Annotated in this window: 34 protein-coding genes; 27 read left to right on the top strand and 7 right to left on the bottom strand. The window is 65.7% G+C overall.

Translation table 11 applies throughout. From position 1 onward, the window contains the following. Positions 1–21 precede the first annotated feature (21 nt). A complete protein-coding gene (locus tag AB0O58_RS13015) occupies positions 22–246 on the top strand; it encodes a hypothetical protein (protein WP_032382834.1) in 225 nt (74 codons plus the stop codon). Next, entirely contained in the window at positions 247–849 is a 603-nt protein-coding gene (locus AB0O58_RS13010; RefSeq protein ID WP_027497306.1) for a DUF2567 domain-containing protein, read from the top strand. It begins immediately after the preceding gene. Positions 850–862: 13 nt separating this feature from the next. Here AB0O58_RS13010 and AB0O58_RS13005 read toward each other — a convergent pair whose 3' ends face one another. Next, a complete protein-coding gene (locus AB0O58_RS13005; RefSeq protein WP_027497305.1) occupies positions 863–1,561 on the bottom strand; it encodes an NUDIX domain-containing protein in 699 nt (232 codons plus the stop codon). 79 nt (positions 1,562–1,640) lie between these two features. Here AB0O58_RS13005 and nadA point away from each other — a divergent pair, with 79 nt between their 5' ends. The 4 genes from nadA to AB0O58_RS12985 are packed head-to-tail and all read left to right on the top strand — an operon-like array spanning position 1,641 to position 5,549. Next, positions 1,641–2,699, top strand: coding sequence for a quinolinate synthase NadA (nadA, locus tag AB0O58_RS13000; RefSeq protein WP_048318691.1), 1,059 nt, complete (start codon positions 1,641–1,643; stop codon positions 2,697–2,699). Further along, a complete protein-coding gene (locus AB0O58_RS12995) occupies positions 2,696–4,264 on the top strand; it encodes an L-aspartate oxidase (protein ID WP_283541655.1) in 1,569 nt (522 codons plus the stop codon). The genes nadA and AB0O58_RS12995 overlap by 4 nt, the downstream gene beginning before the upstream one ends. A gap of 1 nt (position 4,265) precedes the next feature. After that, complete coding sequence (gene nadC / locus AB0O58_RS12990) at positions 4,266–5,141, top strand: carboxylating nicotinate-nucleotide diphosphorylase (protein WP_366238249.1); 876 nt, start codon at positions 4,266–4,268, stop codon at positions 5,139–5,141. 33 nt (positions 5,142–5,174) lie between these two features. Beyond that, positions 5,175–5,549 (top strand): RNA-binding S4 domain-containing protein, encoded by a 375-nt coding sequence (locus AB0O58_RS12985; protein ID WP_032399996.1) that lies wholly within the window; start codon positions 5,175–5,177, stop codon positions 5,547–5,549. A gap of 57 nt (positions 5,550–5,606) precedes the next feature. Here the strand turns inward: AB0O58_RS12985 and AB0O58_RS12980 are convergent, their stop codons facing one another. Beyond that, entirely contained in the window at positions 5,607–6,587 is a 981-nt protein-coding gene (locus AB0O58_RS12980; RefSeq protein WP_032399997.1) for a LysR family transcriptional regulator, read from the bottom strand. Between the two features lie 78 nt (positions 6,588–6,665). Here AB0O58_RS12980 and AB0O58_RS12975 point away from each other — a divergent pair, with 78 nt between their 5' ends. Further along, positions 6,666–7,082, top strand: a complete 417-nt coding sequence (locus AB0O58_RS12975; protein WP_080736442.1) for a DUF5997 family protein — start codon at positions 6,666–6,668, stop codon at positions 7,080–7,082. Here AB0O58_RS12975 and AB0O58_RS12970 read toward each other — a convergent pair. The 3 genes from AB0O58_RS12970 to rhtB are packed head-to-tail and all read right to left on the bottom strand — an operon-like array spanning position 7,079 to position 8,246. Beyond that, a complete protein-coding gene (locus AB0O58_RS12970) occupies positions 7,079–7,462 on the bottom strand; it encodes a YchJ family protein (protein ID WP_032399998.1) in 384 nt (127 codons plus the stop codon). The two genes, AB0O58_RS12975 and AB0O58_RS12970, sit on opposite strands and share 4 nt — an antisense overlap. Beyond that, positions 7,459–7,623 (bottom strand): hypothetical protein, encoded by a 165-nt coding sequence (locus tag AB0O58_RS12965; RefSeq protein ID WP_169879459.1) that lies wholly within the window; start codon positions 7,621–7,623, stop codon positions 7,459–7,461. The genes AB0O58_RS12970 and AB0O58_RS12965 overlap by 4 nt, the downstream gene beginning before the upstream one ends. Next, positions 7,620–8,246: a homoserine/homoserine lactone efflux protein gene (gene rhtB, locus AB0O58_RS12960; protein WP_283348347.1), complete on the bottom strand. Its 627-nt coding sequence runs from the start codon at positions 8,244–8,246 to the stop codon at positions 7,620–7,622. Before rhtB ends, AB0O58_RS12965 begins: the two co-directional genes overlap by 4 nt. 83 nt (positions 8,247–8,329) lie before the next feature. Between rhtB and AB0O58_RS12955 the strand changes: the two genes are divergently transcribed. The 12 genes from AB0O58_RS12955 to hisI all read left to right on the top strand — a co-directional run bounded on the left by AB0O58_RS12955 (position 8,330) and on the right by hisI (position 17,366). Continuing rightward, a complete protein-coding gene (locus tag AB0O58_RS12955) occupies positions 8,330–8,797 on the top strand; it encodes an SRPBCC family protein (protein ID WP_032400000.1) in 468 nt (155 codons plus the stop codon). Between the two features lie 49 nt (positions 8,798–8,846). Continuing rightward, the gene (locus AB0O58_RS12950; RefSeq protein ID WP_032400064.1) at positions 8,847–9,365 is read left to right on the top strand and encodes a DinB family protein; all 519 of its coding nucleotides are present in this window, start codon (positions 8,847–8,849) and stop codon (positions 9,363–9,365) included. 89 nt (positions 9,366–9,454) lie between these two features. Beyond that, positions 9,455–10,807, top strand: coding sequence for a histidinol dehydrogenase (hisD, locus tag AB0O58_RS12945; protein ID WP_366238248.1), 1,353 nt, complete (start codon positions 9,455–9,457; stop codon positions 10,805–10,807). After that, complete coding sequence (locus AB0O58_RS12940; protein WP_032382839.1) at positions 10,804–11,934, top strand: histidinol-phosphate transaminase; 1,131 nt, start codon at positions 10,804–10,806, stop codon at positions 11,932–11,934. The genes hisD and AB0O58_RS12940 overlap by 4 nt, the downstream gene beginning before the upstream one ends. Next, positions 11,931–12,554, top strand: coding sequence for an imidazoleglycerol-phosphate dehydratase HisB (gene hisB / locus AB0O58_RS12935; protein WP_032400001.1), 624 nt, complete (start codon positions 11,931–11,933; stop codon positions 12,552–12,554). Before AB0O58_RS12940 ends, hisB begins: the two co-directional genes overlap by 4 nt. Positions 12,555–12,615: 61 nt before the next feature. Further along, positions 12,616–13,722 (top strand): MFS transporter, encoded by a 1,107-nt coding sequence (locus AB0O58_RS12930; RefSeq protein ID WP_366238273.1) that lies wholly within the window; start codon positions 12,616–12,618, stop codon positions 13,720–13,722. A 9-nt stretch (positions 13,723–13,731) separates the two neighbouring features. Continuing rightward, complete coding sequence (gene hisH / locus AB0O58_RS12925; protein WP_032382841.1) at positions 13,732–14,361, top strand: imidazole glycerol phosphate synthase subunit HisH; 630 nt, start codon at positions 13,732–13,734, stop codon at positions 14,359–14,361. Further along, the gene (locus tag AB0O58_RS12920; protein ID WP_027497289.1) at positions 14,358–14,573 is read left to right on the top strand and encodes a hypothetical protein; all 216 of its coding nucleotides are present in this window, start codon (positions 14,358–14,360) and stop codon (positions 14,571–14,573) included. The genes hisH and AB0O58_RS12920 overlap by 4 nt, the downstream gene beginning before the upstream one ends. 83 nt (positions 14,574–14,656) lie before the next feature. Then, the gene (gene priA, locus AB0O58_RS12915) at positions 14,657–15,391 is read left to right on the top strand and encodes a bifunctional 1-(5-phosphoribosyl)-5-((5-phosphoribosylamino)methylideneamino)imidazole-4-carboxamide isomerase/phosphoribosylanthranilate isomerase PriA (protein WP_283348345.1); all 735 of its coding nucleotides are present in this window, start codon (positions 14,657–14,659) and stop codon (positions 15,389–15,391) included. 6 nt (positions 15,392–15,397) lie between these two features. Next, positions 15,398–16,228: an inositol monophosphatase family protein gene (locus tag AB0O58_RS12910; RefSeq protein WP_283348344.1), complete on the top strand. Its 831-nt coding sequence runs from the start codon at positions 15,398–15,400 to the stop codon at positions 16,226–16,228. Next, complete coding sequence (gene hisF, locus AB0O58_RS12905; protein WP_027497286.1) at positions 16,225–16,998, top strand: imidazole glycerol phosphate synthase subunit HisF; 774 nt, start codon at positions 16,225–16,227, stop codon at positions 16,996–16,998. The genes AB0O58_RS12910 and hisF overlap by 4 nt, the downstream gene beginning before the upstream one ends. Before the next feature lie 14 nt (positions 16,999–17,012). Next, on the top strand, positions 17,013–17,366 hold the full coding sequence (hisI, locus tag AB0O58_RS12900) for a phosphoribosyl-AMP cyclohydrolase (RefSeq protein ID WP_027497285.1): 354 nt from the start codon (positions 17,013–17,015) through the stop codon (positions 17,364–17,366). Here the strand turns inward: hisI and AB0O58_RS12895 are convergent. Continuing rightward, entirely contained in the window at positions 17,357–17,863 is a 507-nt protein-coding gene (locus tag AB0O58_RS12895) for a MarR family transcriptional regulator (RefSeq protein ID WP_045841353.1), read from the bottom strand. The two genes, hisI and AB0O58_RS12895, sit on opposite strands and share 10 nt — an antisense overlap. Positions 17,864–17,951: 88 nt before the next feature. Continuing rightward, positions 17,952–18,413, bottom strand: coding sequence for a peroxiredoxin (locus AB0O58_RS12890; protein WP_032400005.1), 462 nt, complete (start codon positions 18,411–18,413; stop codon positions 17,952–17,954). A gap of 104 nt (positions 18,414–18,517) precedes the next feature. Here AB0O58_RS12890 and AB0O58_RS12885 point away from each other — a divergent pair, with 104 nt between their 5' ends. The 8 genes from AB0O58_RS12885 (at position 18,518) to AB0O58_RS12850 (ending at position 26,308) form a co-directional block, all read left to right on the top strand. Then, positions 18,518–20,074, top strand: coding sequence for an anthranilate synthase component I (locus AB0O58_RS12885; RefSeq protein WP_363796734.1), 1,557 nt, complete (start codon positions 18,518–18,520; stop codon positions 20,072–20,074). Further along, the gene (locus AB0O58_RS12880) at positions 20,071–20,736 is read left to right on the top strand and encodes a TIGR02234 family membrane protein (RefSeq protein ID WP_027497281.1); all 666 of its coding nucleotides are present in this window, start codon (positions 20,071–20,073) and stop codon (positions 20,734–20,736) included. The genes AB0O58_RS12885 and AB0O58_RS12880 overlap by 4 nt, the downstream gene beginning before the upstream one ends. Positions 20,737–20,815: 79 nt before the next feature. After that, positions 20,816–21,625, top strand: coding sequence for an indole-3-glycerol phosphate synthase TrpC (gene trpC / locus AB0O58_RS12875; RefSeq protein WP_027497280.1), 810 nt, complete (start codon positions 20,816–20,818; stop codon positions 21,623–21,625). Between the two features lie 120 nt (positions 21,626–21,745). Then, the gene (trpB, locus tag AB0O58_RS12870; protein WP_045841352.1) at positions 21,746–23,017 is read left to right on the top strand and encodes a tryptophan synthase subunit beta; all 1,272 of its coding nucleotides are present in this window, start codon (positions 21,746–21,748) and stop codon (positions 23,015–23,017) included. After that, on the top strand, positions 23,014–23,817 hold the full coding sequence (trpA, locus tag AB0O58_RS12865; protein WP_027497278.1) for a tryptophan synthase subunit alpha: 804 nt from the start codon (positions 23,014–23,016) through the stop codon (positions 23,815–23,817). Before trpB ends, trpA begins: the two co-directional genes overlap by 4 nt. Next, complete coding sequence (gene lgt / locus AB0O58_RS12860; RefSeq protein WP_032406686.1) at positions 23,814–24,800, top strand: prolipoprotein diacylglyceryl transferase; 987 nt, start codon at positions 23,814–23,816, stop codon at positions 24,798–24,800. Before trpA ends, lgt begins: the two co-directional genes overlap by 4 nt. Further along, positions 24,793–25,656, top strand: coding sequence for a TM2 domain-containing protein (locus AB0O58_RS12855; RefSeq protein WP_287451675.1), 864 nt, complete (start codon positions 24,793–24,795; stop codon positions 25,654–25,656). Before lgt ends, AB0O58_RS12855 begins: the two co-directional genes overlap by 8 nt. Before the next feature lie 37 nt (positions 25,657–25,693). Then, positions 25,694–26,308 (top strand): TM2 domain-containing protein, encoded by a 615-nt coding sequence (locus tag AB0O58_RS12850; RefSeq protein WP_052061431.1) that lies wholly within the window; start codon positions 25,694–25,696, stop codon positions 26,306–26,308. Positions 26,309–26,520: the final 212 nt, after the last annotated feature.

The following is a 26,520-nucleotide window of genomic DNA, read 5'->3' as shown; positions in this document are numbered from 1 at the left end:
GCGCGTATTAAGGTGGGTCGAATGACGAGCGAGAGCCGGTACGACCCGCACACCGGTCGGCCTGTCGAGGTCGGTACGGATGCGGGGGCACCGTCGTTCTCGGTTGCCGTCGGTCTCGGGCTGGAGCCGCCGAGGTACTGCGACCGGTGCGGTCGCAGGATGGTGGTGCAGATCGTGCCCGACGGATGGACGTCGGTGTGCTCGCGGCACGGCCTGATCGATTCCGCCGCGACGGGTAGGCGTTAGGTGACGACCTCGTCTGCCGTCGAGACTCCGGAGCGGCGTCGAACGCTTCGCTTCGTGGCTCTGGTCGGCGGTGTGACGATCGCGCTGTCCGCCGTCGGCGGCCTGCTGTGGGGATTCCTGGCACCGAGCCAGCAGTTGCTCGTCGTCGCGCAGGACAGAGGAGCAACACTGACCGGGGAGAGTCTGCATAGATTCGACGCTCTCGCCCTGTTCGTCCTCGTCTCGTTCGCTCTCGGCATTCTCGTGCCGATCGGGTGGTGGCTGTGGATTTCCCAGCGGGGTCCACGGCTGTTCGTGGCCGTGTTCGTCGGGTCGTTCGTCGGCTCGATCGCAGCGGTGCTGGTGGGCAACGGCGTTGCGGCGCTGCGATTCCCGAGGGCGGACGAGCCGGCCGTCGGATCGATCGTCCGGGTTGCACCGAGTATCGACACGCCGACGGCACTGATCGTGCAGGCGCTGACGGCGTCGTTGGTGATACTGCTGCTCGCGGCGATGAATCCCAACGACGATCTGCAGCACCCCGATTCCGATCCCGAGCTCGACGAGATCGAATTCGACGTCGCTCCGCCGCCGCCGTCGTTCGACTCGCGGGTGCCCGACTGACGGCGGATCTCGTTCATCCCTGTGGTGGCCGCAATGCCGCGAACTCGTCGGTTACGCGAATGCTGTTGTCGGCGAACCGGAACAATGCTGGAGGCCGTCCACCCGCTCGACCCGACGGTGCCCGCCGTCCGGTGGGTTCGATGACGCCGCGGCGGCTCAGTACCCGTTGCAGATTGGTGGCGTCGACCTGATAGCCGAGGGCTGCGCCGTAGATTTCGCGAAGCGTCGAAATCGCGAATTCTGCGGGAGCGAGGGCAAATCCGATGTTGGTGTATGACAGCTTGGCGACCAGTCGATGCCGTGCGTGCTCGACAACCGTTCCGTGATCGAACGACATGGCGGGCAGCTCCGACACCGGGTACCAGGTCGTATCCGCGGGCAGGGTCGGCTCGGCCGCGATCGGAACGAGGCCCAGAAACGTCGACGCGATTCGGCGATCTCCCGGCACCCTGTCCGGCTCGCTGAAGATGGACAGCTGCTCGAGGTGTGCCACCTTGCGTACGTCGACCTTCTCGGCGAGCTGTCTCCGCGCGGACGTGGCCAGGTTCTCGTCGTCGCGCAGGGTGCCCCCGGGGAGTGACCAGGTGCCCGCCTCGGGGTCGAGTGCACGCTGCCACAACAGGACCGCCAGTTCAGGGGTGTCGGGGTCGGAAAAGACCCGAACTTGGAACACCGCAATGAGTACTTCGTGGACGGTGCTACGATGAATCATGTTTTCGATCATAAGTCGAAAACTCCCTCGGAGGAAATTCGGTCACCGACGACCGGATGATCGGTGAAGGAGAACCGTCATGACCAGCAGCGCTACCCAGGTGAACTTCCTGGACTCGGCATTCGCCGGAGTCCGCGACATCGTCGATGGAGCCGGTGGTTACGGGGGAGTCGACGCGTCGGCGGAATGGGCCGCGGAAGTGCGACGGCTCGCCGATCTGCGAGGTGCGACCCTGCTGGCGCACAACTACCAGCTGCCTGCGATTCAGGACGTTGCCGATCACGTGGGTGATTCGCTCGCGCTCTCGCGCATGGCCGCCGAAGTATCCGAGGACACCATCGTGTTCTGCGGCGTGCACTTCATGGCCGAGACCGCCAAGATCCTCAGCCCGCAGAAGACGATCCTGATCCCGGACCAGCGTGCGGGTTGCTCGCTCGCCGACTCGATCACTGCCGAGCAGTTGCGCGAGTGGAAGGCAGACTTCCCGGATGCCGTCGTCGTCTCCTACGTCAACACGACCGCTGAGATCAAGGCGCTCACCGACATCTGCTGCACCTCGTCCAACGCGGTCGAGGTCGTGCAATCGATCGATCCGAGCCGCGACATCCTCTTCCTGCCCGACCAGTTCCTCGGGGCTCATGTCAAGCGCGTGACCGGGCGCGAGAATCTGCACATCTGGGCCGGTGAATGCCACGTCCACGCAGGCATCAACGGCGACGAGCTCGCCGAGAAGTCTCGAACCCACCCCGATGCAGAGCTCTACGTGCATCCCGAATGCGGTTGCGCCACCTCGGCTCTCTACCTCGCCGGCGAAGGATTCGTGCCCGCCGACAAGGTCAAGATCCTCTCCACCGGCGGCATGCTCGACGCGGCCCGCGCCACCGAATCCAAGCAGGTTCTGGTCGCCACCGAGATCGGGATGCTGCATCAACTCCGCAGGGCTGCACCCGATGTCGACTTCTTGGCCGTCAACGACCGCGCGTCGTGCGGATACATGAAGATGATCACGCCCGCCGCGCTGTTGCGCTGCCTCGTCGAAGGGCGCGACGAGGTCCACGTCGACCTCGAAACGGCGAACATCGCCAGCAAGTCGGTGCAACGCATGATCGAGATCGGCACACCCGGCGGCGGCGAGTGAACCCGTCGGTCGCCTGGGAAACCGCGGCCGACCTCGTCGTCGTCGGCGGCGGAATCGCCGGACTGACCGCGGCTCGCACGGCCGCCGCTCGCGGTCTGCGCGTGCTGACGGTCAGCAAGGGCAGTTCGGTCGACACCGCGACCAAGTATGCGCAGGGCGGAATCGCAGTCGTCGGCACCGATCTCGGCGACTCGATCGATGCGCACGTGTCGGATACCTGCGCAGCAGGCGCGGGCCTGTGCGACGAGGATGCGGTGCGTTCCATCGTGTCGGGCGGCCGCGCGGCGATCGCGTCGCTCGAAGTCGCCGGCGCACATTTCGATCGCGCGCCCGACGGTTCGGTTTCCCGCACCCGAGAGGGTGGCCACAGTGTTCGCCGAATCATCCATTCCGGCGGCGATGCCACCGGAGCGGAGGTACAACGCGCACTGGACTCCGCAGTGCCTTCGGTGGAATTCGACACCACCGCGCTCCGTGTACTGACCACCGACGGCGAGGTGGCCGGACTCCTCGTGCGCGGGCCTCGCGGTGTCGGCGTCGTTCGCACTCCGACGGTGTTGCTCGCGACAGGCGGCCTGGGACAACTGTTCTCGTGCAGTACCAACCCGGCCGGTGCCACGGCCGACGGCATTGCGCTGGCTCTGGATGCGGGCGCACGTGTCGCGGATCTGGAGTTCGTTCAGTTCCACCCGACCGTGCTGTTCGCCGCAGGGTCGACGGGCCGTCGCCCGTTGATCAGCGAAGCGGTGCGCGGAGAGGGCGCACGCTTGGTCGATGCCACCGGCCGCGCATTCATGGACGGTGTTCATCCCATGGGCGACCTCGCACCACGCGACGTGGTCTCGCGTGCCATCGCCGAGTTGCTGTACCGCAGCGGCGACGACCACGTGTTGCTGGACGCCCGTCGCGTGGAGCACGTGCGTGAGCGTTTCCCGACCGTGACGGCATCGTGCCTGGACGCCGGAATCGATCCCGCAACGGATCTCATCCCCGTGGCACCCGCCGCGCACTACTCGTGCGGGGGAGTCGTGACCGACACGTTCGGACGGACGTCCGTCTCGGGATTGCTCGCTGCGGGTGAGGTGGCGCGCACCGGGCTGCACGGTGCCAACCGGTTGGCGTCGAACAGTCTGCTCGAGGGTCTGGTGGTCGGCGAACGCGCTGCGCTCGTCGCCGCGGAGCGGGTCGGAACCACGGTCGCCGTGTCCGATACCGCGCTGCCTGTGTACCGGCGGATCGATCGCGCGGTACTGCAGCGAACCATGACCACGGACGTCGGTGTCGTCCGCGATGCGTCCGGTCTTGCGGCGGCACAGGACGTGCTGGCACACGGCGTGGTGTCGGAACCGCCGGTCGACGGCGTAGCGGTCGAGGATGCCGCCCTGACGGCAGCGGCAGACGTGATCGTGCTGGCTGCGGCGCACCGTCGAGAGAGCCGAGGGTGTCACACCCGACGGGATTTCCCGGACAGCATGCCCGAGTACCGACGGAGCCTGTATGTCGAACGCGACGAGAACGGACGACTGACGATCGTGAACGATGACGTGATGACGGGAGCAAGCTGACATGACCGGTACTGCCGACGAAGTGAACCCGGGAGTCGACCGCGACGAGGTTCTCGCACTCATCCGCACCGCGCTCGACGAGGATCTCCGGTACGGGCCGGATATCACCACCATGGCAACGGTTCCCGAGGACGCCGTGGCCACGGCGTCGGTGGTGTCTCGACAGTTCGGCACCCTCGCGGGCCTCGATGTCGGACTGCTGGTTCTCGACGAGGTGATCGGTTCGGGCGCGTACTCGATCCGCCACAGGACCGCCGACGGATCGAATGTCGAACCCGGACAGGCTGTTCTGACGGTCGAAGCTCCCACCCGTGGATTGCTCACCGCCGAGCGCACCATGCTCAATATCGTCTGTCACCTGTCGGGTATCGCAACCGCCACGGCCGGCTGGGTCGCCGAGGTCGCAGAGACCGAGTGTCGCATTCGAGACAGTCGAAAGACGTTGCCCGGACTGCGATCGCTGCAGAAGTACGCGGTACGGGCGGGCGGCGGGGTCAACCATCGGATGGGTCTCGGTGACGCCGCGCTGATCAAGGACAACCACGTCGCGGCGGCCGGCTCCGTCGTCGCGGCCCTGCGAGCCGTGCGGGCCGCTGCGCCGAACATCGCCTGCGAGGTAGAGGTCGACAGTCTCGAACAACTCGACGAGGTGCTCGCCGAGAACGTCGAACTCGTTCTGCTGGACAACTTCGCGCTGTGGCAGACGCACATGGCGGTGCAGCGCCGCGACAAGTTCGCGCCGGACACCAAGTTGGAATCCTCGGGTGGACTGACCGTCGACGTGGCTCGGGATTACGCGCGTACGGGGGTCGACTTCCTGGCGGTGGGCGGTCTGACACACTCGGTGACAGTGCTCGACCTCGGCCTGGACATGTAGCCGAGCCTCACGATTCGAGGAAGACGTTCGAAGATGGAATTGCAGAGTGCCCGTCTGGACAGCTGGATCTGGGCGGTGCGACTGTTCAAGACGCGGTCTGCCGCTGCCGCAGCCTGTCGCGGTGGGCATGTCCGCGTCAACGGCACCCCCGCAAAGCCCGGCCAACGCATCGGGCCGGACGACGAGATCCGGTTGCGCGTGGAGGGTGTGGAGAAGATCGTCGTCGTCGTACGTGCCATCACCAAACGCGTCGGCGCAGCGGTCGTCCCCGAGTGTCTGATCGATCGCAGTCCGCCGCCGCCAACGAAAGAGGTTCTGGCGTCGGTTCCCCGGCGTGACCGCGGAACGGGCCGTCCGACCAAGCGGGATCGACGTGACATCGATCGGCTGCGGCTGCGCCCCTCGTAGTCGTGAGCGTTGTGCGTACCTCCGGGGGCGCACAACGCGCTCGAGGGCGAAGCCCGGCTAGCGTCTCTTTCCGCTGCGGCGTGCGTTCGTTTTGGTCTTGACGACCGGTCGAGCCGGTTTGGAGGGCTGCGCCTTCTTCTTGACGGGCGCGTCGTCCGACGATCCGCGTGAACTTCGCGTCGACCGGCCCCGCACGATGCCGATGAATTCTTCGATGCGGTCGTCTTCCCGCTCCGCCACCCAGGCCAGTGCGATCTGTGTCTGCTCGACGTCGGTGACCGGGCGGTACACGAGATCTTTGCGAGCGTTGAATCGCGCAACCGAGTGCGGGACGATCGCCACGCCCAGCCCGGCGGCCACGTATTCGAAAGTCTCCGCTGTGCTGGTCATCGGTGGCAGTGCGGGACGATCGCCGGTGCTCAGTTCTGTTGCAACAGCAGCCCATTCGGGCACCGTGGTCGGATCGGCGAGCAGGTGTTCGTCGGCGAGGTCGAGAGCGGTGACCGAGTCGAATGCTGCGACCGCATGGTCTTTGGGTACCACCACGACCTGGATTTCCTGGTACAGCCCGATGGCGTTCAGACCTTCACGATCGATCGGCGGCCTGACGAAGCCGACGTCGACCGTTCCATCACGCAGATGAGACACCTGCGTGTCCGGAGTCGTTGCCACGACGGACAAGGCGACATCGGGAAACCGATCGGCCCAGATTCGCGTCCACTTGGTCAGCGTCACGCCCTCGGCGTATCCGATGGTGAAACTGCTCGGCTCCCCGGCAGCAGCCTGTGCACGCTCCGAACGCCGATCGTCCTCGGCGATCTCGACCAACGCGCGTTCGAGCAGATCGCGTCCGTCGGCGGTGAGTTCGGTGGGGGACGCACCCGGCACGAACAGGTCGACGCCGAGCAACTCTTCGAGTTCCACCACGGTCTTGCTGAGGCGGATTCGGGAGATTCCGAGCGACTGAGCAGCGCGGGCGAAATGCAGTTGTTGCGCCACTGCCGCATACCAGCGCAGTGTCTGCACATCGATGTTCACGGAGTCGAGCCTATGGGACGGTGCACGAAGCGCGGGACGGTGGCGTCGGGACCGCCGATTGCCGGATAAGCTGGTCCGGTGAGCCCGGAGAACAAACAGCAGACCATGAAGCCATTGACCGCGGCGAACAAGCTCGGCATCTATCTACCCGCAGCGCCGGAAGAGTTCCAGAACTCGATGATCAGCAGATCCGAGCTGGACGCCCTGCGCAGCAATCCGCCGCAGTGGCTGACCGACTTGCAGACCGACGGACCGTTCCCCCGCGACGTGATCGCGAAGAAGCTCGGTGTGTCCATCGCCGGATTGGCACGCGGCGGAGTCACCGAAGCGTTGACCAGCGTGGAGATCGAGGAACTGATCGCCAGCCCACCGCAGTGGCTGGTACGCGAGCGTCGGACTCAGATCCAGGTTCGCAAGGATGCCGAGCGCATCAAGGATAAGCAGGAAGCGCGTCGCACCGCGGGCAATCGGCCCACGAAACTGCGCAACCTCTAGGGAGCGACGACTCCGTCGAGGTAGCGCCACCGGCCGTCGACTCGGACGAAACGGCTGATCTCCGCCATCGTGCCGGCACCGTCGGGATGCTTGTACCGTGCCTCGAACTGCACGGTGCCGGTCTCGTCGAAAATTCCGCCTGCGTCGGCAGCAAAGATGTCGAGTCGATACCACCGTTGGTCGGGGTCCAACTCCAGCTGGGCCGGTGCGGTGTCGGGATGCCACGACGTCCGCAGGTAGGCAACGTCACCGACGGCGAACGCGGTGAAGCGCGAGCGCATCAGCTTCTCGGCCGTCGGTGCATCGACGGGGCCCGTCAGGTACGGCTCGCAACAGGCGTCGAACGTGTCCCCACTCGAACACGGACACCGTCTACTCACTCGTCGACCTCCACTTCGACTGTGTAGGTACCGAGTTCGTGCTCGTCCCGCTTGCCCACGTCCTGAATCCAGGTGTTGGCTTCGAGCAGAGTGTCGAAGAGCCCCAATGGAATCGGATCTCCGCCGAGCGCATTCTTCATGATCACGCGGTATTTCCTCATGGGGTCACCCTTCGTACCGTGGCCAGAAATGTTGCGGCGGCAAAGAACAGGCCGGCGAACGTGCGGTTCATGGTCTTCTGCTGACGCTGCGACCGCATCATGCGCAGGACTCGTGATGCCAGCGAGGTGTAACCGGTCATCACCAGCATGTCGACGACGACCATGGTCGCGGCGATGGCGAGGTACTGGGTGATCAGCGGTCGCGTCGGGTCGAGAAACTGGGGCAGCACAGCGACCATGAACACGACGGCTTTCGGGTTGCTCGCGTTGACGAGAAATCCCCGCGCGAGCATCGTCGTGCCTCGATCCGCCACCGCGGGGGCGTCCGCGACTTCGGACGGAGCCGACCGCCACTGGCGGATGCCGAGGTAGACCAGATAGGCGACACCGAACCACTTGATCGCGGTGAAGGCCAGGGCCGAATTGGCCAGGACGGCACCGAGTCCGACTGCGACGATGCCGATCTGGACCAGCAGGCCGATCTGCAGCCCGAAGATGTTCCAGTACCCGCGGCGTAGGCCGTAGCGCAGACCTGTGGACATCGACGCGATGGCTCCGGCTCCGGGAGACAGACTGATGACGATGCTCGCGCCGAGGAAGGTGAGCCACACTGACCAGGACATGTGTTCATTGAACTACGCCCGTCAATTCGCATTCTGCGCGGTGGCCGGGTGTCGATACGGTCATTGTGGGGTAGACGCTGCAGATGGCAGACATCAGAACCATCGACACCGGTCCCCAGCAGGTCACGAGACAGACCGAGGTTCGGGCACCGGCAGCCGAACTGTTCGACATCGTGGCCGATCCCACCCGGCACGGCGAGCTGGACGGATCCGGCACAGTCAAGGACACCGTCCGCGGACCCGAGAGGTTGAGCAGCGGCGCGAAATTCTCCGTCGGCATGAAGCAGTACGGCGTGCCGTACAAGATCACCAGCACCGTGACCGAGTTCGTGGATGCGGATCGACACAAGATCATCGAGTGGCAGCACCCGATGGGCCACAGCTGGCGCTGGGAATTCGAGGAGAAGCAGCCCAGCCTGACCACTGTCACCGAGAGCTTCGTCTACGGCACCGCCAAGGTTCCGAAAATGCTCGAGTTGTTCAAGATGCCGCAGAAGAATGCGCAGGGCATCACGAGCACACTGCACAATCTGGCTGCTCGTTACGCCTGACCTCTCGGACAGCCCGTGGCGGTACGGGCCCTGCTCTACAGTGACCCGCATGCCGATCGAACCCGATACCAAGAACTGGACGTGGGTCCTCGACAGTGCCTGCCCCGACTGCGGGTTCGACTCGAGCGCCGTCGAATACGACGCCGTACCCGCGTTGATCCGCGCTGACGTGGATCGGTGGATCGCAGTGCTCCGTCGCGAGGACGCGGCAGTGCGTCCCGACGATTCGACATGGTCGGCGCTCGAATACGGCGCACATGTTCGGGATGCACACCGCATATTCCGCACTCGGTTGGCGCTGGTGCTGACCGAGGACGATCCCGAGTTCGACAATTGGGACCAGGACGCCACGGCCGTGGCCGAGAACTACAACGCGCAGAATCCGGCGACGGTGGCGTCGGAACTCGGGGAAGCGGCACATGCGTTGGCCGACGCCTTCTCGGCTGTGCCGCCGGAAGACCGTGATCGCAGAGGGCGACGCAGCGACGGTTCCCACTTCACCGTCGAAACTCTGGCTGCCTACTACATTCACGATCCCATCCACCATCTGTGGGACGTGCGGGGCTGAGCCGAATTCGGTGGAACTATCCTGGTGGTTCGGACAACACTGATTCGACCGAATCCCGGCACCGAACCGACTCCACGAAGGGGCCCACTATGCCTGCCCGCATCGAGCTCGCCCGCGTCGATCTACGCGGACGAACTCCATCCACTGCCGAACTACGCGGCGCTCTTCCCCGAGGCGGAGTGGATGTCGATTCGGTGCTGCATCAGGTTCGGCCCGTCGTCGACGCCGTCAAGGAACGTGGGGCCGACGCGGCCCTCGAGTTCAGCGAGAAGTTCGACGGAGTCCGACCGGACCGCGTTCGGGTTCCGCAGCAGGAATTGGTTCGAGCTCTCGACGAGCTGGACCCGGCCGTCCGGGCCGCCCTCGAGGTCGCGATCGAGCGAACCCGACTGGTGCACTCGGATCAACGCCGCACCGACCACACCACCCAGGTGGTGCCCGGCGGCACGGTGACCGAGCGCTGGATTCCGGTCGATCGCGTGGGTCTCTACGTGCCCGGTGGCAACGCTGTGTACCCGTCGTCGGTCGTGATGAACGTGGTGCCTGCGCAGATCGCTGGCGTCGGTTCGCTGGTGGTGGCGTCGCCGCCGCAGAAGAACTTCGGTGGATTACCCCACCCGACGATCCTGGCGGCCGCGCAGCTCCTCGGAGTCGACGAGGTCTGGGCCGTCGGCGGCGGTCAGGGCATCGCCCTGCTCACGTACGGCGGTGTCGACACCGACGGCGAAGAACTGGCGCCGGTCGATCTGATCACCGGCCCGGGCAACATATACGTCACGGCGGCCAAGCGACTGTGTCGTTCGCTCATCGGAATCGACTCCGAGGCAGGCCCTACCGAGATCGCGATTCTCGCCGACGCCACCGCGGATCCGCTGCACGTCGCAGCAGACCTGATCAGTCAAGCCGAGCACGACGTGATGGCCGCCAGTGTGCTGGTGACCGACAGCCTCGAACTCGCCGATGCCGTCGACGAGGCTGTCAATGCGCAGATGGCGTCCACCCGGCACGCGGAACGCGTCACCACGGCGCTGAGCGGTAGCCAGTCCGGAATCGTTCTGGTCGACGACGTCACACAGGGCCTGGCCGTGGTCAACGCCTATGCGGCCGAACACCTGGAGATTCAGACGAAGGACGCGTCCGACGTCGCCGCTCGCGTGCGCAGCGCCGGTGCTGTATTCGTGGGGGCGTGGTCTCCAGTGAGCCTCGGTGACTACTGCGCCGGCTCCAATCACGTACTGCCGACGGCCGGGTGCGCTCGGCATTCGTCCGGCCTGAGTGTGCAGACGTTCCTGCGTGGGATCCACGTGGTGGACTACAGCGAGGCCGCACTGAAAGATGTTGCTGCGCACGTCATTGCGCTGGCCAACGCCGAAGATCTCCCGGCTCACGGTGAGGCCGTTCGGCTGCGTTTCGAGGGGTTGCGTACCGGTGGTACATCATGAGTGATGCTCTGGGGCAATCAATTTCGCTCGACGATCTGCCGTTGCGCGAGGCGCTGATCGGCAAGTCGCCGTACGGCGCGCCGCAGCTCACCGTGCCGGTTCAGTTGAACACCAACGAGAATCCACACCCGCCGACGCAGGCACTGATCGACGACGTTGCCGAATCGGTGCGCATCGCCGCGGCGCAGCTGCACCGGTATCCGGATCGCGACGCAGACGACTTGCGAGCCGACCTGGCGCGTTATCTCACCGGGCAAACCGGCTTTGCGGTCGACACTGCCAACGTGTGGGCGGCCAACGGCTCCAACGAGATTCTGCAGCAACTCCTGCAGGCCTTCGGTGGGCCGGACCGTACCGCGCTGGGTTTCGTGCCGTCGTACTCGATGCACCCGATCATTTCGTCGGGGACTCAGACCGAGTGGATTCCGGCGCAGCGTCGGGCGGATTTCTCTCTCGACGTCGACTACGCAGTGCAGGCGATCGAGGAGCGTAAGCCGGACGTCGTGTTCGTGACCAGCCCCAACAATCCGACCGGGCACAGCATCGACGAGGCGGATCTACGTCGAATCCTCGACGCCGCACCGGGAATCGTCGTGGTCGACGAGGCGTACGCCGAATTCTCCTCGGCGGCAAGCGCAATCGGATTGATCGAGAGCTACCCCAGCAAGATCGTCGTCAGTCGGACCATGAGCAAGGCGTTCGCGTTCGCCGGCGGCCGGCTGGGATACCTCGTTGCGGCCCCGGCCGTGATCGACGCAATGCTGTTGGTGCGCTTGCCCTATCACCTCTCGGTGGTCACGCAAGCTGCCGCTCGGGCCGCGTTGCGGCACGCCGACGACACCCTGGCGAGCGTGGCCGCATTGTCGGCCGAACGCGATCGCGTTGCCGAAACGCTCGTCGCACAGGGGTACGACGTGGTGCCGTCCGACGCCAACTTCCTGCTCTTCGGCCGGTTCTCCGATGCGGCCGCCACCTGGCAGCGGTACCTGGACGACGGCGTGCTCATCCGGGACGTCGGAATTCCCGGGTATCTGCGTGTCACCATCGGACTCGCTCACGAGAACGACCGATTCCTTACCGTCAGCTCGGAACTCGCATCGACCGAAAGAGCAGAGGCACTGCAGTGACCACACCCGCTCCCCGCATCGCCAAGATCGAGCGCTCTACCAAGGAATCCGACATCTCCGTCGAGCTGAACCTCGACGGCACCGGCATCGTCGACATCTCCACCGGCGTGCCGTTCTACGACCACATGCTCACTGCCCTCGGCACCCATGCCCGCTTCGATCTCACCGTGCGGGCCAAGGGCGACATCGAGATCGAGGCGCATCACACGGTCGAGGACACTGCGATCGTGCTCGGGCAAGCGCTGGGACAAGCCCTCGGCGACAAGTCCGGCATCACCCGCTTCGGCGACTCGTTCATTCCGATGGACGAGACACTCGTGCATGCGGCGGTCGACGTGTCCGGCCGTCCCTACTGCGTGCACACCGGCGAGCCGGACTACATGGTGCACTCGGTGATCGGCGGCTACCCGGGTGTTCCGTACTCCACCGTGATCAACAAGCATGTGTTCGAGACCTTGGCGTCCAACGCTCGGATCGCGTTGCATGTCCGCGTCATCTACGGCCGCGACCAGCACCACATCACCGAGGCGGAGTTCAAGGCCGTCGCTCGGGCGCTGCGTCAGGCCACCGAATACGACCCTCGGGTCACCGGAATTCTCTCCACCAAGGGCAGTCTGTGATCGGTCGAGCGGTGCTCGTGCGTTGAGTGGTCTGAGTTCGATTCGTGGCCTCCCGGCCGCGATGGCCATGGGTGCGGCCGCGTTCGGCGGCTGGGGCCTGTTGCTCCCGGTGGTTCCGCTGGCGGTGTCGCAATCGGGTTCGTCCGACGCGGTGGCGGCAGCCAGCACCGCGATCTTCATGGCCACCACGGTCATCACCCAACTGTTCGTTCCCTCGATGCTGGTTCGCGTCGGCCATCGGCCCGTGCTTGCGGCCGGTTGCCTGCTTCTGGGTGTTCCCGCGTTGCTGTTCGTCGTGTCGGTGCAGGCCGTACCGGCATTGGCCGTATCGGCGCTGCGGGGCACGGGTTTCGGAATGTTGACGGTCGCCGGGGCCGCCATCGTCGCCGAGTTGGCACCGACCCACTTGCTCGGCCGCGCGACGGGAGCACAGGGGATCGCGGTCGCGCTGTCGCAGATGGTGACGTTGCCGCTGGGCCTGGTGATCTTCGCGGCCAGCCCGACGGCGGTGTTCGTACTGGGGGCTCTGGTTCCCGCTGCGGGCTTGATCGGGGTGGCTCTGTTGCCGCCTACCCGGCCCGCACCGCAACCGGCTCGGGTCGACCGGGTCCGCCTCGACGCCCGGCGGTTCCTGGTGCCGTGCCTCGTCGTTGCGTCGGTGTCGGCGTCGTACGGCGGCATCACCAGTCTGCTGCCGATCGCCGAATCCGAGCGAGCCGCGATGATCGGCGTGGCCCTCGCCGTGGTCAGTGCCGCGATGCTGGTCGGTCGATATGCCGCCGGCTCGGTTGCCGATCGCATCGGAATCGGCCGGTCGGTGGTGCCTGCGCTCATCTCCGCGGCCCTGGGCGTCGGTTTGTTCGCCGTTGCCGCCGCAGGTGACATGCCTGCCGCACTGTTCTTCGTCGCCGCGGTGTTGTTCGGAATCGGTTACGGCGCATGCCAGAACGACAGTCTGGTGATGGCCTTCGACGCGGCGGGGCCCGCGCGGTACAGCAGCGCCAGTGCCGTGTGGAACATCAGCTTCGATGCCGGTACCGGCGCAGGGGCGCTCGCCCTCGGTGTGATCGCGACGAGTGTGGGCTACACCGCCGGGTTCACTGCAGGTGCAGCCACCGTTGCCGTTGTCGCGGCGGTGGCACTGATCGCGCGTCCACGTCCCCGATAGACTCGTTCCATGACTTCTGTGGTGTTGCTCGACTACGGCTCGGGCAATCTGCACTCGGCGAAAAGGGCGTTGGCCCGCGTCGGTGCCGACGTGACGGTGACCTCCGACTTCGACGAAGCCCTGAATGCAGAAGCGCTGGTGGTTCCCGGGGTCGGTGCATTCGCCGCCTGTATGGAGGGTCTGACGGCCGTTCGAGGTGAGCGCATCATCGGGCGTCGTCTCGCGGGTGGCCGCCCGGTGCTGGGAATTTGCGTCGGAATGCAGATCCTCTTCGATCGCGGTGTCGAGTTCGGCGTCGAGGCGGACGGGTGCGGCGAATGGCCGGGCACCGTCGAACGCCTGCAGGCCGAAGTGCTCCCGCACATGGGTTGGAACACCGTCGAGGCTCCGGAGAACAGCGTGCTGTTCGACGGCATCGACCCCGAGACACGGTTCTATTTCGTCCATTCCTACGCCGCGCAGCAGTGGGAACTCGAACCGAGCGAGACCATCGCCGCGCCGTTGCTCACGTGGGCCGATCACGGTGGCCGCTTCCTCGCTGCCGTGGAGAACGGCGCGCTCTCGGCCACGCAGTTCCACCCCGAGAAGTCCGGCGACGCCGGTGCCGCGTTGCTCGAGAACTGGGTTCGATCGGTGTGAGCGAACGCGAGTTCTCGCTCGGCCGGTTGGCGTTTCGAGCGCTCGGGGCGGCAGTTGCGGTACTCGCCCTCGCGACCGTGTCGATTGCTGTGTGGCAGCCCACCGCCGGCGTTGCTCTGCTCATCGCGTTGGCCGGAGTTGTCGGGGCGATCACGGCCATGGGGGTCGTGTCCACGCGCATGACGCGCAAGGAACTCGGTCCCGACAGCTGACGGTTCGTCCCGGCGGCCTGCGGATCCAGGCAGTGCTGACCCGTTTTGAATTCGACGCGAGTCGGCCCGTAGCATAACCGCACGTGAGCCTGGTCTTATTGCCTGCTGTCGATGTCGCAGGCGGCGAAGCTGTCCGTCTCGTTCAAGGGGAAGCCGGTAGCGAAACGAAGTACGGTTCGCCCCGTGATGCCGCCCTGGCGTGGCAGAACGACGGCGCCGAGTGGGTCCATCTGGTGGATCTCGATGCAGCGTTCGGGCGCGGGTCCAACCGTGAACTGTTGGTCTCGGTCGTCGGTGAGCTCGATGTGAAGGTCGAGCTCTCGGGCGGAATTCGCGACGACGATTCCCTGCGCGCCGCCCTCGCAACCGGATGCGCACGCGTCAACCTGGGTACGGCGGCTCTGGAAGACCCCGAGTGGTGCGCTCGGGCGATCGGCGAATTCGGCGATCGTGTCGCGGTCGGCCTCGACGTGCTGATGGTGGACGGCGCGCCTCGTCTGCGTGGCCGCGGTTGGGTCAGTGACGGCGGTGGCCTGTGGGAGGTACTCGAGCGGCTCGAACGCGACGGCTGCTCGCGGTACGTCGTCACCGACGTCACCAAGGACGGCACCCTGACCGGCCCGAACCTCGAACTTCTCGCCGACGTGTGCGACAGGACCGACAAGCCGGTCATCGCGTCCGGCGGCGTGTCGACGATCGCCGACCTCGAAGCGATCGCCGGACTGGTCGACCGTGGCGTGGAGGGATCCATCGTCGGAAAAGCCTTGTACGCCGGGCGTTTCACACTGCCCGATGCCCTCGCGGCAGTGTCTCGGTAACGACGAATGACCCTTCCCGAGGAACCGAGTCGTCTGCTCGAGATCGCCCGTGGGTTGCTCGACGGCATCCATGATCGGTTCCTCGCGGGCGTCGGCGCACCGAGTGCCGTGCAGAAGGGCCCCGACGACTTCGCCACCGCGGTGGATCTCGAACTCGAGCGTCGTCTGGGCGCGGAACTGTACGACGCCACCGGAATCGCCGTTCACGGTGAAGAGTTCGGCGGTCCCGATCTGAACTCCGGTCTCGTATGGGTACTCGACCCGATCGACGGCACATTCAACTACTCGTCCGGATTGCCCTCTGCCGGAACGTTGTTGGCGTTGCTCGACGACGGGGTGCCGGTCCTCGGGCTCACGTGGCTACCGCTGGTGAATCAGCGATTCTCTGCCGTGGCAGACGGCCCGTTGCTTCTGAACGGGGCACCGCTACCCGCACTGCAACCGAAGTCGTTGCGGGAGTCGATGATCGGGTTCGGTGCGTTCAACGTTGCCAGCCGTGGATCCATCCCCGGCCGCTTCCGGTTTCGCATTCTCGAAGAGTTGTCGATGCACTCCTCGCGGCTGCGCATGCACGGTGCCACCGGAGTCGATCTGGCGTACACCGCCAGCGGCGTACTGGGCGGTGCGGTGGTCTTCGGATACCGCGCCTGGGACAACGCTGCCGGGGCCCTGCTGGTTCGTGCTGCGGGCGGAATCGTCACCGATCTCGATGGCCGACCGTGGACCATCGATTCGAAGTCGGTGCTCGCGGCCGGCCCCGGAGTACACGGCGAACTGCTGAAGGTGATCACCGAACTCGGTGCACCCGGCGACTATCTGGAAGGACCGGTGCGATGAGCGTTGCGGTCAGAGTGATCCCGTGCCTCGATGTCGACGCCGGACGTGTCGTCAAGGGCGTCAACTTCGAAAACCTCCGCGACGCAGGTGATCCCGTCGAGCTCGCGGCAGCGTACGACGCACAGGGAGCCGACGAACTGACGTTCCTCGACGTCACGGCGTCCACATCCGATCGAGGAACCATGCTCGACGTCGTCAGCCGCACCGCCGAGCAGGTGTTCATTCCCCTGACCGTCGGTGGGGGAGTACGCACTGTCGCCGACGTCGACCTACTGCTGCGGGCCGGTGCCGACAAGGTCAGCGTCAACACCGCGGCCATCGCTCGGCCGGAGTTGCTGCGCGAGCTCAGTGAGCGATTCGGGTCCCAGTGCATCGTCCTGTCGGTCGATGCACGCACCGTCCCGCAGGGACAGCAGGACACCCCGTCGGGCTGGGAAGTCACCACCCACGGCGGCAAGCGTGGAACCGGTATCGACGCTGTCGAATGGGCAGTACGCGGTGCCGAACTGGGAGTCGGTGAGATCCTTCTCAATTCGATGGATGCCGACGGCACGAAGGCCGGATTCGACCTGCCGATGATCGCGGCGGTCCGGTCCGCCGTGCACGTTCCCGTCATCGCCAGCGGAGGAGCAGGGCGCGTCGAACATTTCGCGCCCGCCGTCCACGCCGGAGCCGACGCCGTCCTTGCCGCAAGCGTGTTCCACTTCGGGGACCTCACCATCGGCCAGGTCAAAGAATCGATGCGCGCCGAGCGCATCGTCGTCCGCTAGCGAAGAGGTTTTCGATGACTCTCGACCCGACGCTGTCCGCCCGGCTCAAGCGAAACGAGGCCGGGCTGTTCAGTGCTGTGGTGCAGGAGCGCTCGACCGGCCAGGTACTGATGGTTGCCTGGATGGACGACGAAGCGTTGTCGCGCACGCTCGCGACGCGCAAGGGCACCTACTACTCCAGGTCCAGGCAGCAGTACTGGGTCAAGGGCGAGACCTCGGGGCACACGCAGTACGTGCACGAGGTGCGGCTCGATTGTGACGGGGACACAGTGCTGTTGGTCGTCGACCAGATCGGCGCGGCATGCCACACCGGCACCCACACCTGCTTCGACTCCGACGTGCTGTTGGGGCCCGCGGCTCAGGCGTGACCGGTTCCTGCGGCAATTCCCTTGTCCAGCTGAGTGAGTAGCGTCGTACTCAGAGTCGACAGTCGACCCACCTCCGCGTCGGACAATCCGTCGAATATCAGAGCCTGCACTGTCTCGACGTGTCCTGGTGCCGACGCCACGACCTTCTCCATACCGGCGTCGGTCAGCACCGCATAGGAACCGCGGCTCCCCGGAATACTCTCGCGGCGAACCCATCCCGCTTTCTCGAGCTTGGTGACCACGTGCGACAGACGTGACAGTGACGCGTTGGCGTACTCCGCGAGATCGCGCAGTTGAATTCGTCGCTGTGGATTCTCGCTGACGACCGCGAGGACGAAGTAATCGAAGTGGGTCAACTGCGAATCGCGTTGCAGCTGGGCGTCCAATGCTGCGGGCAGTCGGGTGACCAGGGCGACGAGCGCACGCCACGCCTCTTGCTGGCTCTCGGTGAGCCAGCGGGGATCCACCGCATCATTCGGTGTCGCCGACGTGTCCATCGCGGGTACCTTTCGATCGAGACAGTTGTGTTCTGCACATGATGCCTCGAGCATCCCCGGGCCCGAGGCATCGCGTCGAACAACCGGCCTAGCTGCGGTGCGCGCGCAGGTATTCCAGCGCCTTGTCCGCGTGGGCCTCGAATCGCACCTCACTGGAGAAACTCTCGAGGACCTTGCGGTCGGTACCGATGACGAACGTCGCGCGCTTGACCGGGGAGAGCTTGGCGAGCAGGCCGCGCTTGACCCCGAATGCCGTCGCGACGGCACCGTCCTCGTCGGAGAGCAACGGATAGTCGAACGATTTGGCGGCGGCGAACTCGGCCTGCTTGGCGACCGCGTCGGCGCTGATGCCGACCCGGGTGGCACCCACCTCGGCGAATTCGCCTGCGAGATCGCGGAAATGGCAGGCTTCGGCGGTGCATCCGGGGGTGAAAGCAGCCGGGTAGAAGAACAGCACTATCGGACCGTCGGTCAGCAATTCGGTCAGCGTTCGCAGCTTTCCGGTCTGGTCCGGCAGGGAAAAATCGGGAACGAGCTCGCCTGGTTTCATGGTCGGCAGGTTACCGCGCGCGAGGGTGTCGCCGCCGAACCTGGGAGGATGGGGTCATGCACGGCGAGACGACTCCCCACACGAGCCCCACCGAGACCGCATCCATGGACGCCGCACCCATCGACGCCCAACCCACCGATGCCGCGGACTCGACCACGTCCCGGGAGGTGTTCCGCCAGCTCGCCGCCGAGCATCGAGTGGTGCCGGTGACGCGAAAGGTGCTCGCCGACTCCGAAACTCCGTTGTCGGCGTACCGCAAGCTTGCCGCCGACCGACCCGGAACGTTCTTGCTCGAATCCGCGGAGAACGGGCGTTCGTGGTCGAGATGGTCGTTCATCGGTGCGGGTGCGCCTGCGGCGCTGACGGTGGTCGACGGCGAGGCGGCGTGGCGCGGCAACGTGCCCGCAGGCGTCCCGAGCGGCGGTGACCCCCTCGACGTGTTGGCCCGAACCTTGGAGCTACTCCATTCCGAGCGCGTGCCGGGCCTGCCGCCGTTGACCGGCGGAATGGTCGGATACCTCGGATACGACTCGGTGCGGCGCATCGAGAAGTTGCCCGAACATGCGCAGGACGATCTCGGCATTCCCGAGATGGTCATGTTGCTGGCCACCGATCTGGCGGCCGTGGACCATCACGAAGGATCGATCACCCTGATCGCGAACGCGGTCAACTGGAACGGCACCGACGAGCACGTCGACCGGGCCTACGACGACGCGGTGAGTCGCCTGGACCGGATGTGCGCGGATCTGTCCGAGCCTGCTGCGTCGACGGTGTCGGTCTTCTCCAAGTCCGCGCCCCGTTTCCGCAGGCAGCGGACATCGGAGGGATTCGGTGCCGATGTCGAGCGGCTGGTCGAGGAGATCGAGGCCGGTGAAGCGTTTCAGGTGGTGCTCTCGCAGCGCTTCGAGATGGACACCGAGGCGTCTCCTCTCGACGTCTATCGCATGCTGCGGGCCTCGAATCCCAGCCCGTACATGTATCTGATGCACGTACCAGGGGAGAACGACGAGACTGCGTTCTCGATCGTCGGATCCAGCCCCGAAGCTCTCGTGACGGTCAAGGACGGTCTCGCGACCACGCACCCGATCGCCGGTACGCGCTGGCGCGGTGCCTCCGAGGAGGACGATGTGCTGCTCGAGAAGGATCTGCTGGCCGACGAGAAGGAGAACGCGGAGCATCTGATGCTCGTCGATCTCGGTCGCAACGATCTCGGCCGAGTGTGTGCTCCCGGGACGGTGCGCGTGGGCGACTATCGCCATATCGAGCGCTACAGCCACGTCATGCACCTGGTGTCGACGGTGACGGGACGGCTCGCCGAGGGAAAGCGGGCTCTGGACGCAGTCAAGGCGTGCTTCCCCGCGGGCACGCTGTCGGGTGCACCCAAGGTGCGGGCGATGGAACTGATCGACGAGCTCGAGCCGACGCGGCGTGGCATCTACGGCGGCATCGTCGGCTATCTCGACTTCGCCGGGGACGCCGATACCGCAATCTCGATTCGCACCGCGCTCATCAAGGACGGCACGGCGTACGTGCAGGCCGGTGCCGGAGTCGTGGCCGACTCGGTAGCGGAGTACGAGGACGAAGAAGCGAGGAACAAGGCCATGGCCGTGCTGAGTGCCGTCGCAGCAGCCGAAACGCTGCGTGAGGTAGGTGGCCGATGACCGAACGCTCCGGCGGCCGCGGATCGGCCGTTCTGCCTGTCGTGCTGCTCGTGGTTGCGGCCGCATGCCTGTGGGGTGCGTCCAGAATGACGTGGGTGAGCGTGACGTCCTCCGACGGTCTCGGCGAGAGCCGGACCGACGATCTCGTCGGCAGTACCTGGGCCGCGGCGACGACTCCTCTCGCCTTGGTGCTTGTCGCTGCTGTGGCGGCCTCGTTCGCGGTGCGCGGGTGGGCATCTCGGGTTCTGGCGTTGCTCATCGCGGTGGTTGCGATCGCTGCGGCGATTCCGGCCGTTCGGCTACTCGCCGCGGGGGCTTCGGACTCGGAGGCGGCTGCGCTCGCCGAGCTCCCGGCTCGTGCCGAGGTGACGATGACGACGGCATCGACACTGCCCGCGCTGATCACGCTCGCAGGGGCCCTGTGTGCGTTCGCGGCGGCTGCCCTGTCGATTCGGAAATCTTTTGGCCCACAGGTACTCTCGTCCAAGTACGCAGCTCCTGCTGTGCGGCGCGACGAAGTGGCTCGCCGGGCCGCTGGAACCACGTCCGCCGTGGGTGCACAGGACGAGGGTGAAGACCTGACCGAGCGCATGATGTGGGACGCGCTCGATGCCGGTGAAGACCCTACCGACGAGTCCGGTACCCGGCGTTCGTCGGATTGATTCGGCCCTCTACGCTAGGTTCCGACCTCGATGAGATTCCTCACATCGAATGTCGATGCTCAGAAAGGACTGGGGCACCATGACTGTTCTCGACTCGATTCTCGACGGTGTACGAGCCGACGTCGCCGCGCGTGAATCGGTGATCGATTTCGCTGCGGTGAAGGCAGCAGCGAAGCTGGCCCCGGCACCTCTCGACGCGGCGGCTGCCCTCCGCGAGGACGGCATCGGCGTCATTGCCGAGGTCAAGCGTGCGAGCCCGTCCAAGGGCGCGTTGGCCGACATCGGTGATCCTGCGGTGCTCGCGCGTGCCTACGAGCAGGGTGGCGCTCGGGTCATCAGCGTGTTGACCGAGGAGCGTCGTTTCCGGGGATCGCTCGCCGATCTCGACGCGGTGCGAGCCGCAGTCTCGATTCCTGTGCTGCGCAAGGATTTCATCGTCGGTCCGTACCAGATCCACGAGGCCCGAGCCCACGGCGCGGACGTCATCTTGCTGATCGTCGCGGCCCTGGAGCAGGACGCACTCACGTCTCTTCTCGATCGCACGGAGTCACTCGGCATGACGGCACTCGTCGAGGTCCACACCGAGGCCGAGGCCGATCGCGCACTCGAGGCGGGTGCCAGCGTCATCGGTATCAACGCCCGCAACCTCAAGACCCTCGAGATCGATCGCGACAGTTTCGGCCGTATCGCGCCCGGTCTGCCCAGTGAGATCATTCGCGTTGCCGAGTCGGGAGTGCGGGGCACTGCCGACCTTCTCGCGTACGCCGGAGCCGGCGCCGACGCAGTGTTGGTCGGAGAAGGTCTGGTCACCGCGGGCGATCCGCGCACTGCGGTCTCGGACCTGGTGACGGCGGGCACGCACCCGTCGTGCCCGAAACCCGCACGCTGAACCGGCACCCCACCCGAACGCGGCGACGGTCCGCCGTTGGGGCACACTGGAGGGGTGAGCACCAGCCAAACTTCTTCCGCCGCGGACGCCCCTCAGGTAGTCCGCTTCAAGGGCGCTGATCTGCCGCAGAGCAGCATCGGCCTCACCGATCGCAGCGCGCACGAGCCCGACGTGGGCGGTCACTTCGGCGTGTACGGGGGCAGGTTCGTGCCCGAGGCGTTGATGGGTGTGATCGAGGAAGTCACCGCCGAGTACGAGAAAGTGCGCAGCGACAACGAGTTCCTCGGTGAGCTGGATCGGCTGCAGCGCGATTACACCGGTCGCCCATCTCCGGTGTTCGAGGCGACCCGGTTGTCCGAGCATGCCGGTGGCGCTCGGATCCTGCTCAAGCGAGAAGACCTGAATCACACCGGTTCTCACAAGATCAACAACGTGCTCGGGCAAGTTCTGCTCGCCAAGCGAATGGGCAAGACTCGTGTCATCGCAGAGACCGGTGCCGGTCAGCACGGCGTCGCGACCGCCACGGCCTGTGCCCTGATGGGTCTCGACTGCGTCGTCTACATGGGTGAGGTCGACACCGAGCGCCAGGCCCTCAACGTCGCCCGGATGCGTTTGCTCGGGTCGGAAGTCGTCGCAGTGAAGTCCGGTTCGCGCACTCTCAAGGATGCGATCAACGAGGCACTGCGAGACTGGGTCACCCACGCCGACAACACTTATTACTGCTTCGGAACCGTCGCGGGGCCGCATCCGTTCCCGGTGATGGTCCGCGATTTCCAGCGCATCATCGGCCTCGAAGCGCGGCAGCAGGTCCTCGCATCCACCGGCCGCCTGCCCGATGCCATCGCGGCATGCGTCGGCGGCGGGTCCAACGCCATCGGAATCTTCCACGCGTTCATCGACGACGCCGATGTGCGTCTCGTCGGGTTCGAGGCTGCCGGCGACGGAGTCGAGACCGGTCGTCACGCGGCGACCATCAGCGGTGGTACGCCTGGAGCCCTGCACGGTGCCTACTCGTACCTGCTGCAGAACGAGGACGGCCAGACAGTCGAATCCCATTCCATCTCAGCAGGATTGGACTATCCCGGGGTCGGACCCGAGCATTCGTACCTGCACGACATCGGGCGCGCCGAGTACCGCGGCGTGACGGACACCGAGGCGATGAACGCCTTCAAGCTGCTGTGCCGCACCGAGGGCATCATCCCGGCCATCGAATCGTCGCACGCCATCGCCGGCGCACTCACCCTCGGCAAGGAACTGGGTGAAGGTGCCATCATCCTGGTCAACCTGTCCGGTCGCGGCGACAAGGACGTCGACACCGCAGCCGAGTGGTTCGGTCTGATCGACGGAGACGGCGAAGCGAACGTGGACGACGAAGCAGGTATCAAGCCATGAGCAACAACGACTCTCGCCTCTCCGGGACGTTCGCCCAGTGCCGTGCCGAAGGGCGCGCTGCACTCGTCGGATACTTGCCCGCCGGCTTTCCGACCGTCCCCCGGTCGATCGAGGTCTTCAAGACCATGGTCGATGCCGGGTGCGACATCGTCGAGGTCGGCATCCCGTACTCCGATCCGGTGATGGACGGCCCCACGATCCAAGCTGCTGCAGACGTGGCGCTGCGGGCCGGTGCCCGGGTCAAGGACGTCTTCGCCGTCACCGAGCAGGTCGCAGCCGCGGGTGGCAAAGCGGTCGTCATGACCTACTGGAATCTGGTGCTCAAATACGGCATCGAGAATTTCGCCCGGAGCCTCGCCGATGCGGGTGGACTCGGAATCATCACTCCCGACCTGATCCCCGATGAGGCTCAGGAATGGATCGAGGTCTCGGATCGGTACGGACTCGACCGAATCTTCCTCGTCGCACCGTCGACGACGGAGGAGCGACTCGTCAGCACCGTCGAAGCCAGCAGCGGCTTCGTCTACGCCGCCTCGACGATGGGCGTGACCGGTGCCCGCGACGCGGTGTCCTCGATGGCACCGGCGTTGGCGGCGCGTATCCGCGAGCATTCCGACATCCCGATCGGCGTCGGTCTCGGCGTTCGGTCGGGCGCACAGGCTGCCGAGATCGCGAAGTATGCCGACGCGGTAATCGTCGGCTCGGCTTTGGTGACGGCTGTCGACAACGGTCTCGACGCGGTTCGTGACCTGACGACCGAACTCGCCGAGGGTGTCCGCTCCGCTAACGTAGCGTCGTGACTTCGACCGCCTTCCTGGCCTATATTCCCAGTCCCGCGCAGGGGGTGTGGCACGTCGGACCGCTCGCGCTCCGTGCCTACGCCCTGTTCATCATCATCGGCATCGTGGTGGCCGTGGTGTGGGGAGATCGCCGGTGGGTCGCTCGCGGCGGAACCAAGGGCACGGTCCTCGACGTCGCCGTGTGGGCCGTACCTTTCGGGCTTCTCGGTGGCCGGCTGTACCACGTGGCCACCGACTGGAAGACGTACTTCGGTGCCGGCGGTCGGCCGATCGAGGCGCTCTACGTGTGGAACGGCGGCCTCGGAATCTGGGGCGCGGTGTTCCTCGGCGGAGTCGGTGCCTGGATCGCGTGTCGTCGACGCGGCATCCCACTCCCGGCATTCGGTGACGCGGTAGGCCCGCCGATCCTGCTGGCCCAGGCAATCGGCCGCATCGGCAACTACTTCAACCAGGAGCTCTACGGTCGCGAAACCACGCAACCGTGGGGTCTCGAGATCTACGAGCGACTCGATGCGAACGGCCGGCTCGATCCGCTGAACGGCGTCTCCACCGGAATGGTCGAGAAGGTCGTCCACCCCACGTTTCTCTACGAACTGCTGTGGAGCGTCCTGATCGTCGTCCTCCTGGTACTCGTCGATCGGAAGTACACGATCGGCCACGGTCGACTGTTCGCGCTCTACGTGGCCGGATACTGCGTCGGTCGGTTCTGGGTGGAACTCATGCGAGACGACTTCGCGACGAAGATCGCCGGCATTCGCGTGAACTCGTTCACCTCGGCGATCATCTTCGTGCTCGCGGTCGCCTATTTCGTTCTCGCCACCAAGGGTCGCGAAGACCCGGCGGCATTGAAGTCGAACGACGACGACGGTCGTGACAGCGAAGACAAGACGGGTGGCGAGTCCGCCGACGGCGATCCGCAGGAAGGCACGGGCGAGACATCGTCCGAGAAGAAAGCCGAGGAAGAAGGCAGTACCCGTGGTTGATTTCGAGAAGAGGGCACACCCCGACCCTGCCGATTCGGGCGGCGGCACCGACAAGTCGGCCGGCTCTTTCGGTACACCGTTCGACTACGACGCAACGGCCGAGGCGTCGCTCTCCGAGCCGCCCGCGACATCCGAGTCCGCACCCTCGCACGGTCCCGCCGGTTCTACCGGACCGGGCTGGGACACCTATTCGGGTATCGGCAACGGGCCCGGCTGGTCCAGTACTCCCAGCTATCCGGCCCCCAGCCCGGACGGCAGTATCGACAATTCGATCGGTGGCCTTCCGCCGTCCGCCGGTTACCCGACACCGGGATCCGAGTACCAGGGATACGGTCAGCCGGGATACGGCCAACAGTCGCCCTACGGTCCCCCACAGGGGTACGGCCAGACCGGGGGATACAGCCAACAGGGGTATGGCCAGCAGGGGTATGGCCAGCAGTCGGGCTACGGCCAGCAAGGGTATGGCCAGCAGCAGGGTTACGGCCAGCAGGGTTACGGCCAGCAGAATTACGGCCGAGCACAGGGCTTTTCGGCCGGGCCCGGTTTCGGTGTCGGACCCGACGCGCCGTACGGGCGGGATCCGGTCACCGGTGAACCGTTGTCGGACAAATCGAAGATCGTCGGTGGACTACTTCAGCTGTTCCTCGGCTGGCTCGGCGTGGGTCGTTTCTACATCGGTAGCACCGGAATCGGCGTCGCGCAGTTGCTGCTGTTCTTCTTCGGCGTGCTGCTGACCGTGGTGTTCGGTCTCGGCTTGATTCTGTTGTTCGGACTGTTCGTGTGGCATGTCGTGGACGCCGTGCTGATTCTCGTCGGCAATGTTCCCGACAGTCGCGGGCTCAAGCTGCGAGACTGATCGACCTACCCGTAGCGCGTCGTCGAGGGAGTTCGTTGTGAGTGATTCAGGTACATCGTCATCGGACGGATCGACACCGGGCGGATCGGCGGGAGACGGCTCGGGTTCGGAGCCCACCATCTCGTTCGAGAAGAACGCGGCACCGGGCCCGGTGTACGGCGCTCCCGACCCCAGCTACGGTCCGCCGAATTGGGGCAGTGATCCGTACGGCGCGTCCGGAGGTGACGACCGTAGCTCCGGTGCACCGGACGGTCCACCGCCCGGTGCGGGTTACCCGCCGCCCCCGTTTCCGGGCGGTCCCCAATACGGAGGTCCCCAGTACGGAGGACCCCAGTACGGAGGACCCCACTACCTAGGCCCCCAGTACGCCGGTGCTCCCGGTTGGGTGGATCCGAGCGCTCCTTACGGACGGCATCCCGTCACCGGTGAACCGTTCTCGGACAAGCAGAAGCTCACTGCCGGGCTGCTGAACATCCTGCTGGGTGTTTTCGGCGCAGGACGCTTCTATTTGAATCAGCCGGGAATTGCGGTGGCGCAGATCGCGGTCACGTGGCTCACGTGCGGCATCGGCGGTATCTGGCCGCTGATCGACGGGATCATGATGCTCACGGGCAGCGTGCGCGATGAACACGGGCGCCCCCTGCGCGACTGAGCCCAGCGCCGTTCGCGATTGCATCGTTGCGATCGGCAACTGATACGATTTCGCCATCCGAGAGCGATCTCGGATTCTTTCGCGGGCCAGAGCTGTCCCGGTGAATTCCCGATAGGCATCGAATTCGGTCGATCCGGCACTTTATGTCGGTTCGGGCGACCAGCCGGCGGGGTAGCCGAGGCTCACAGTGCAGCGTGTCGACACTGCGCCAT

The sequence above is a fragment of the Rhodococcus sp. NPDC080181 genome, assembly GCF_040702225.1.
In the GTDB taxonomy this organism is placed as follows: domain Bacteria; phylum Actinomycetota; class Actinomycetes; order Mycobacteriales; family Mycobacteriaceae; genus Rhodococcoides; species Rhodococcoides fascians.
The sequence above is the reverse complement of the archived record's forward strand: the minus strand, read 5'-3'. Positions and strand labels throughout refer to the sequence as shown.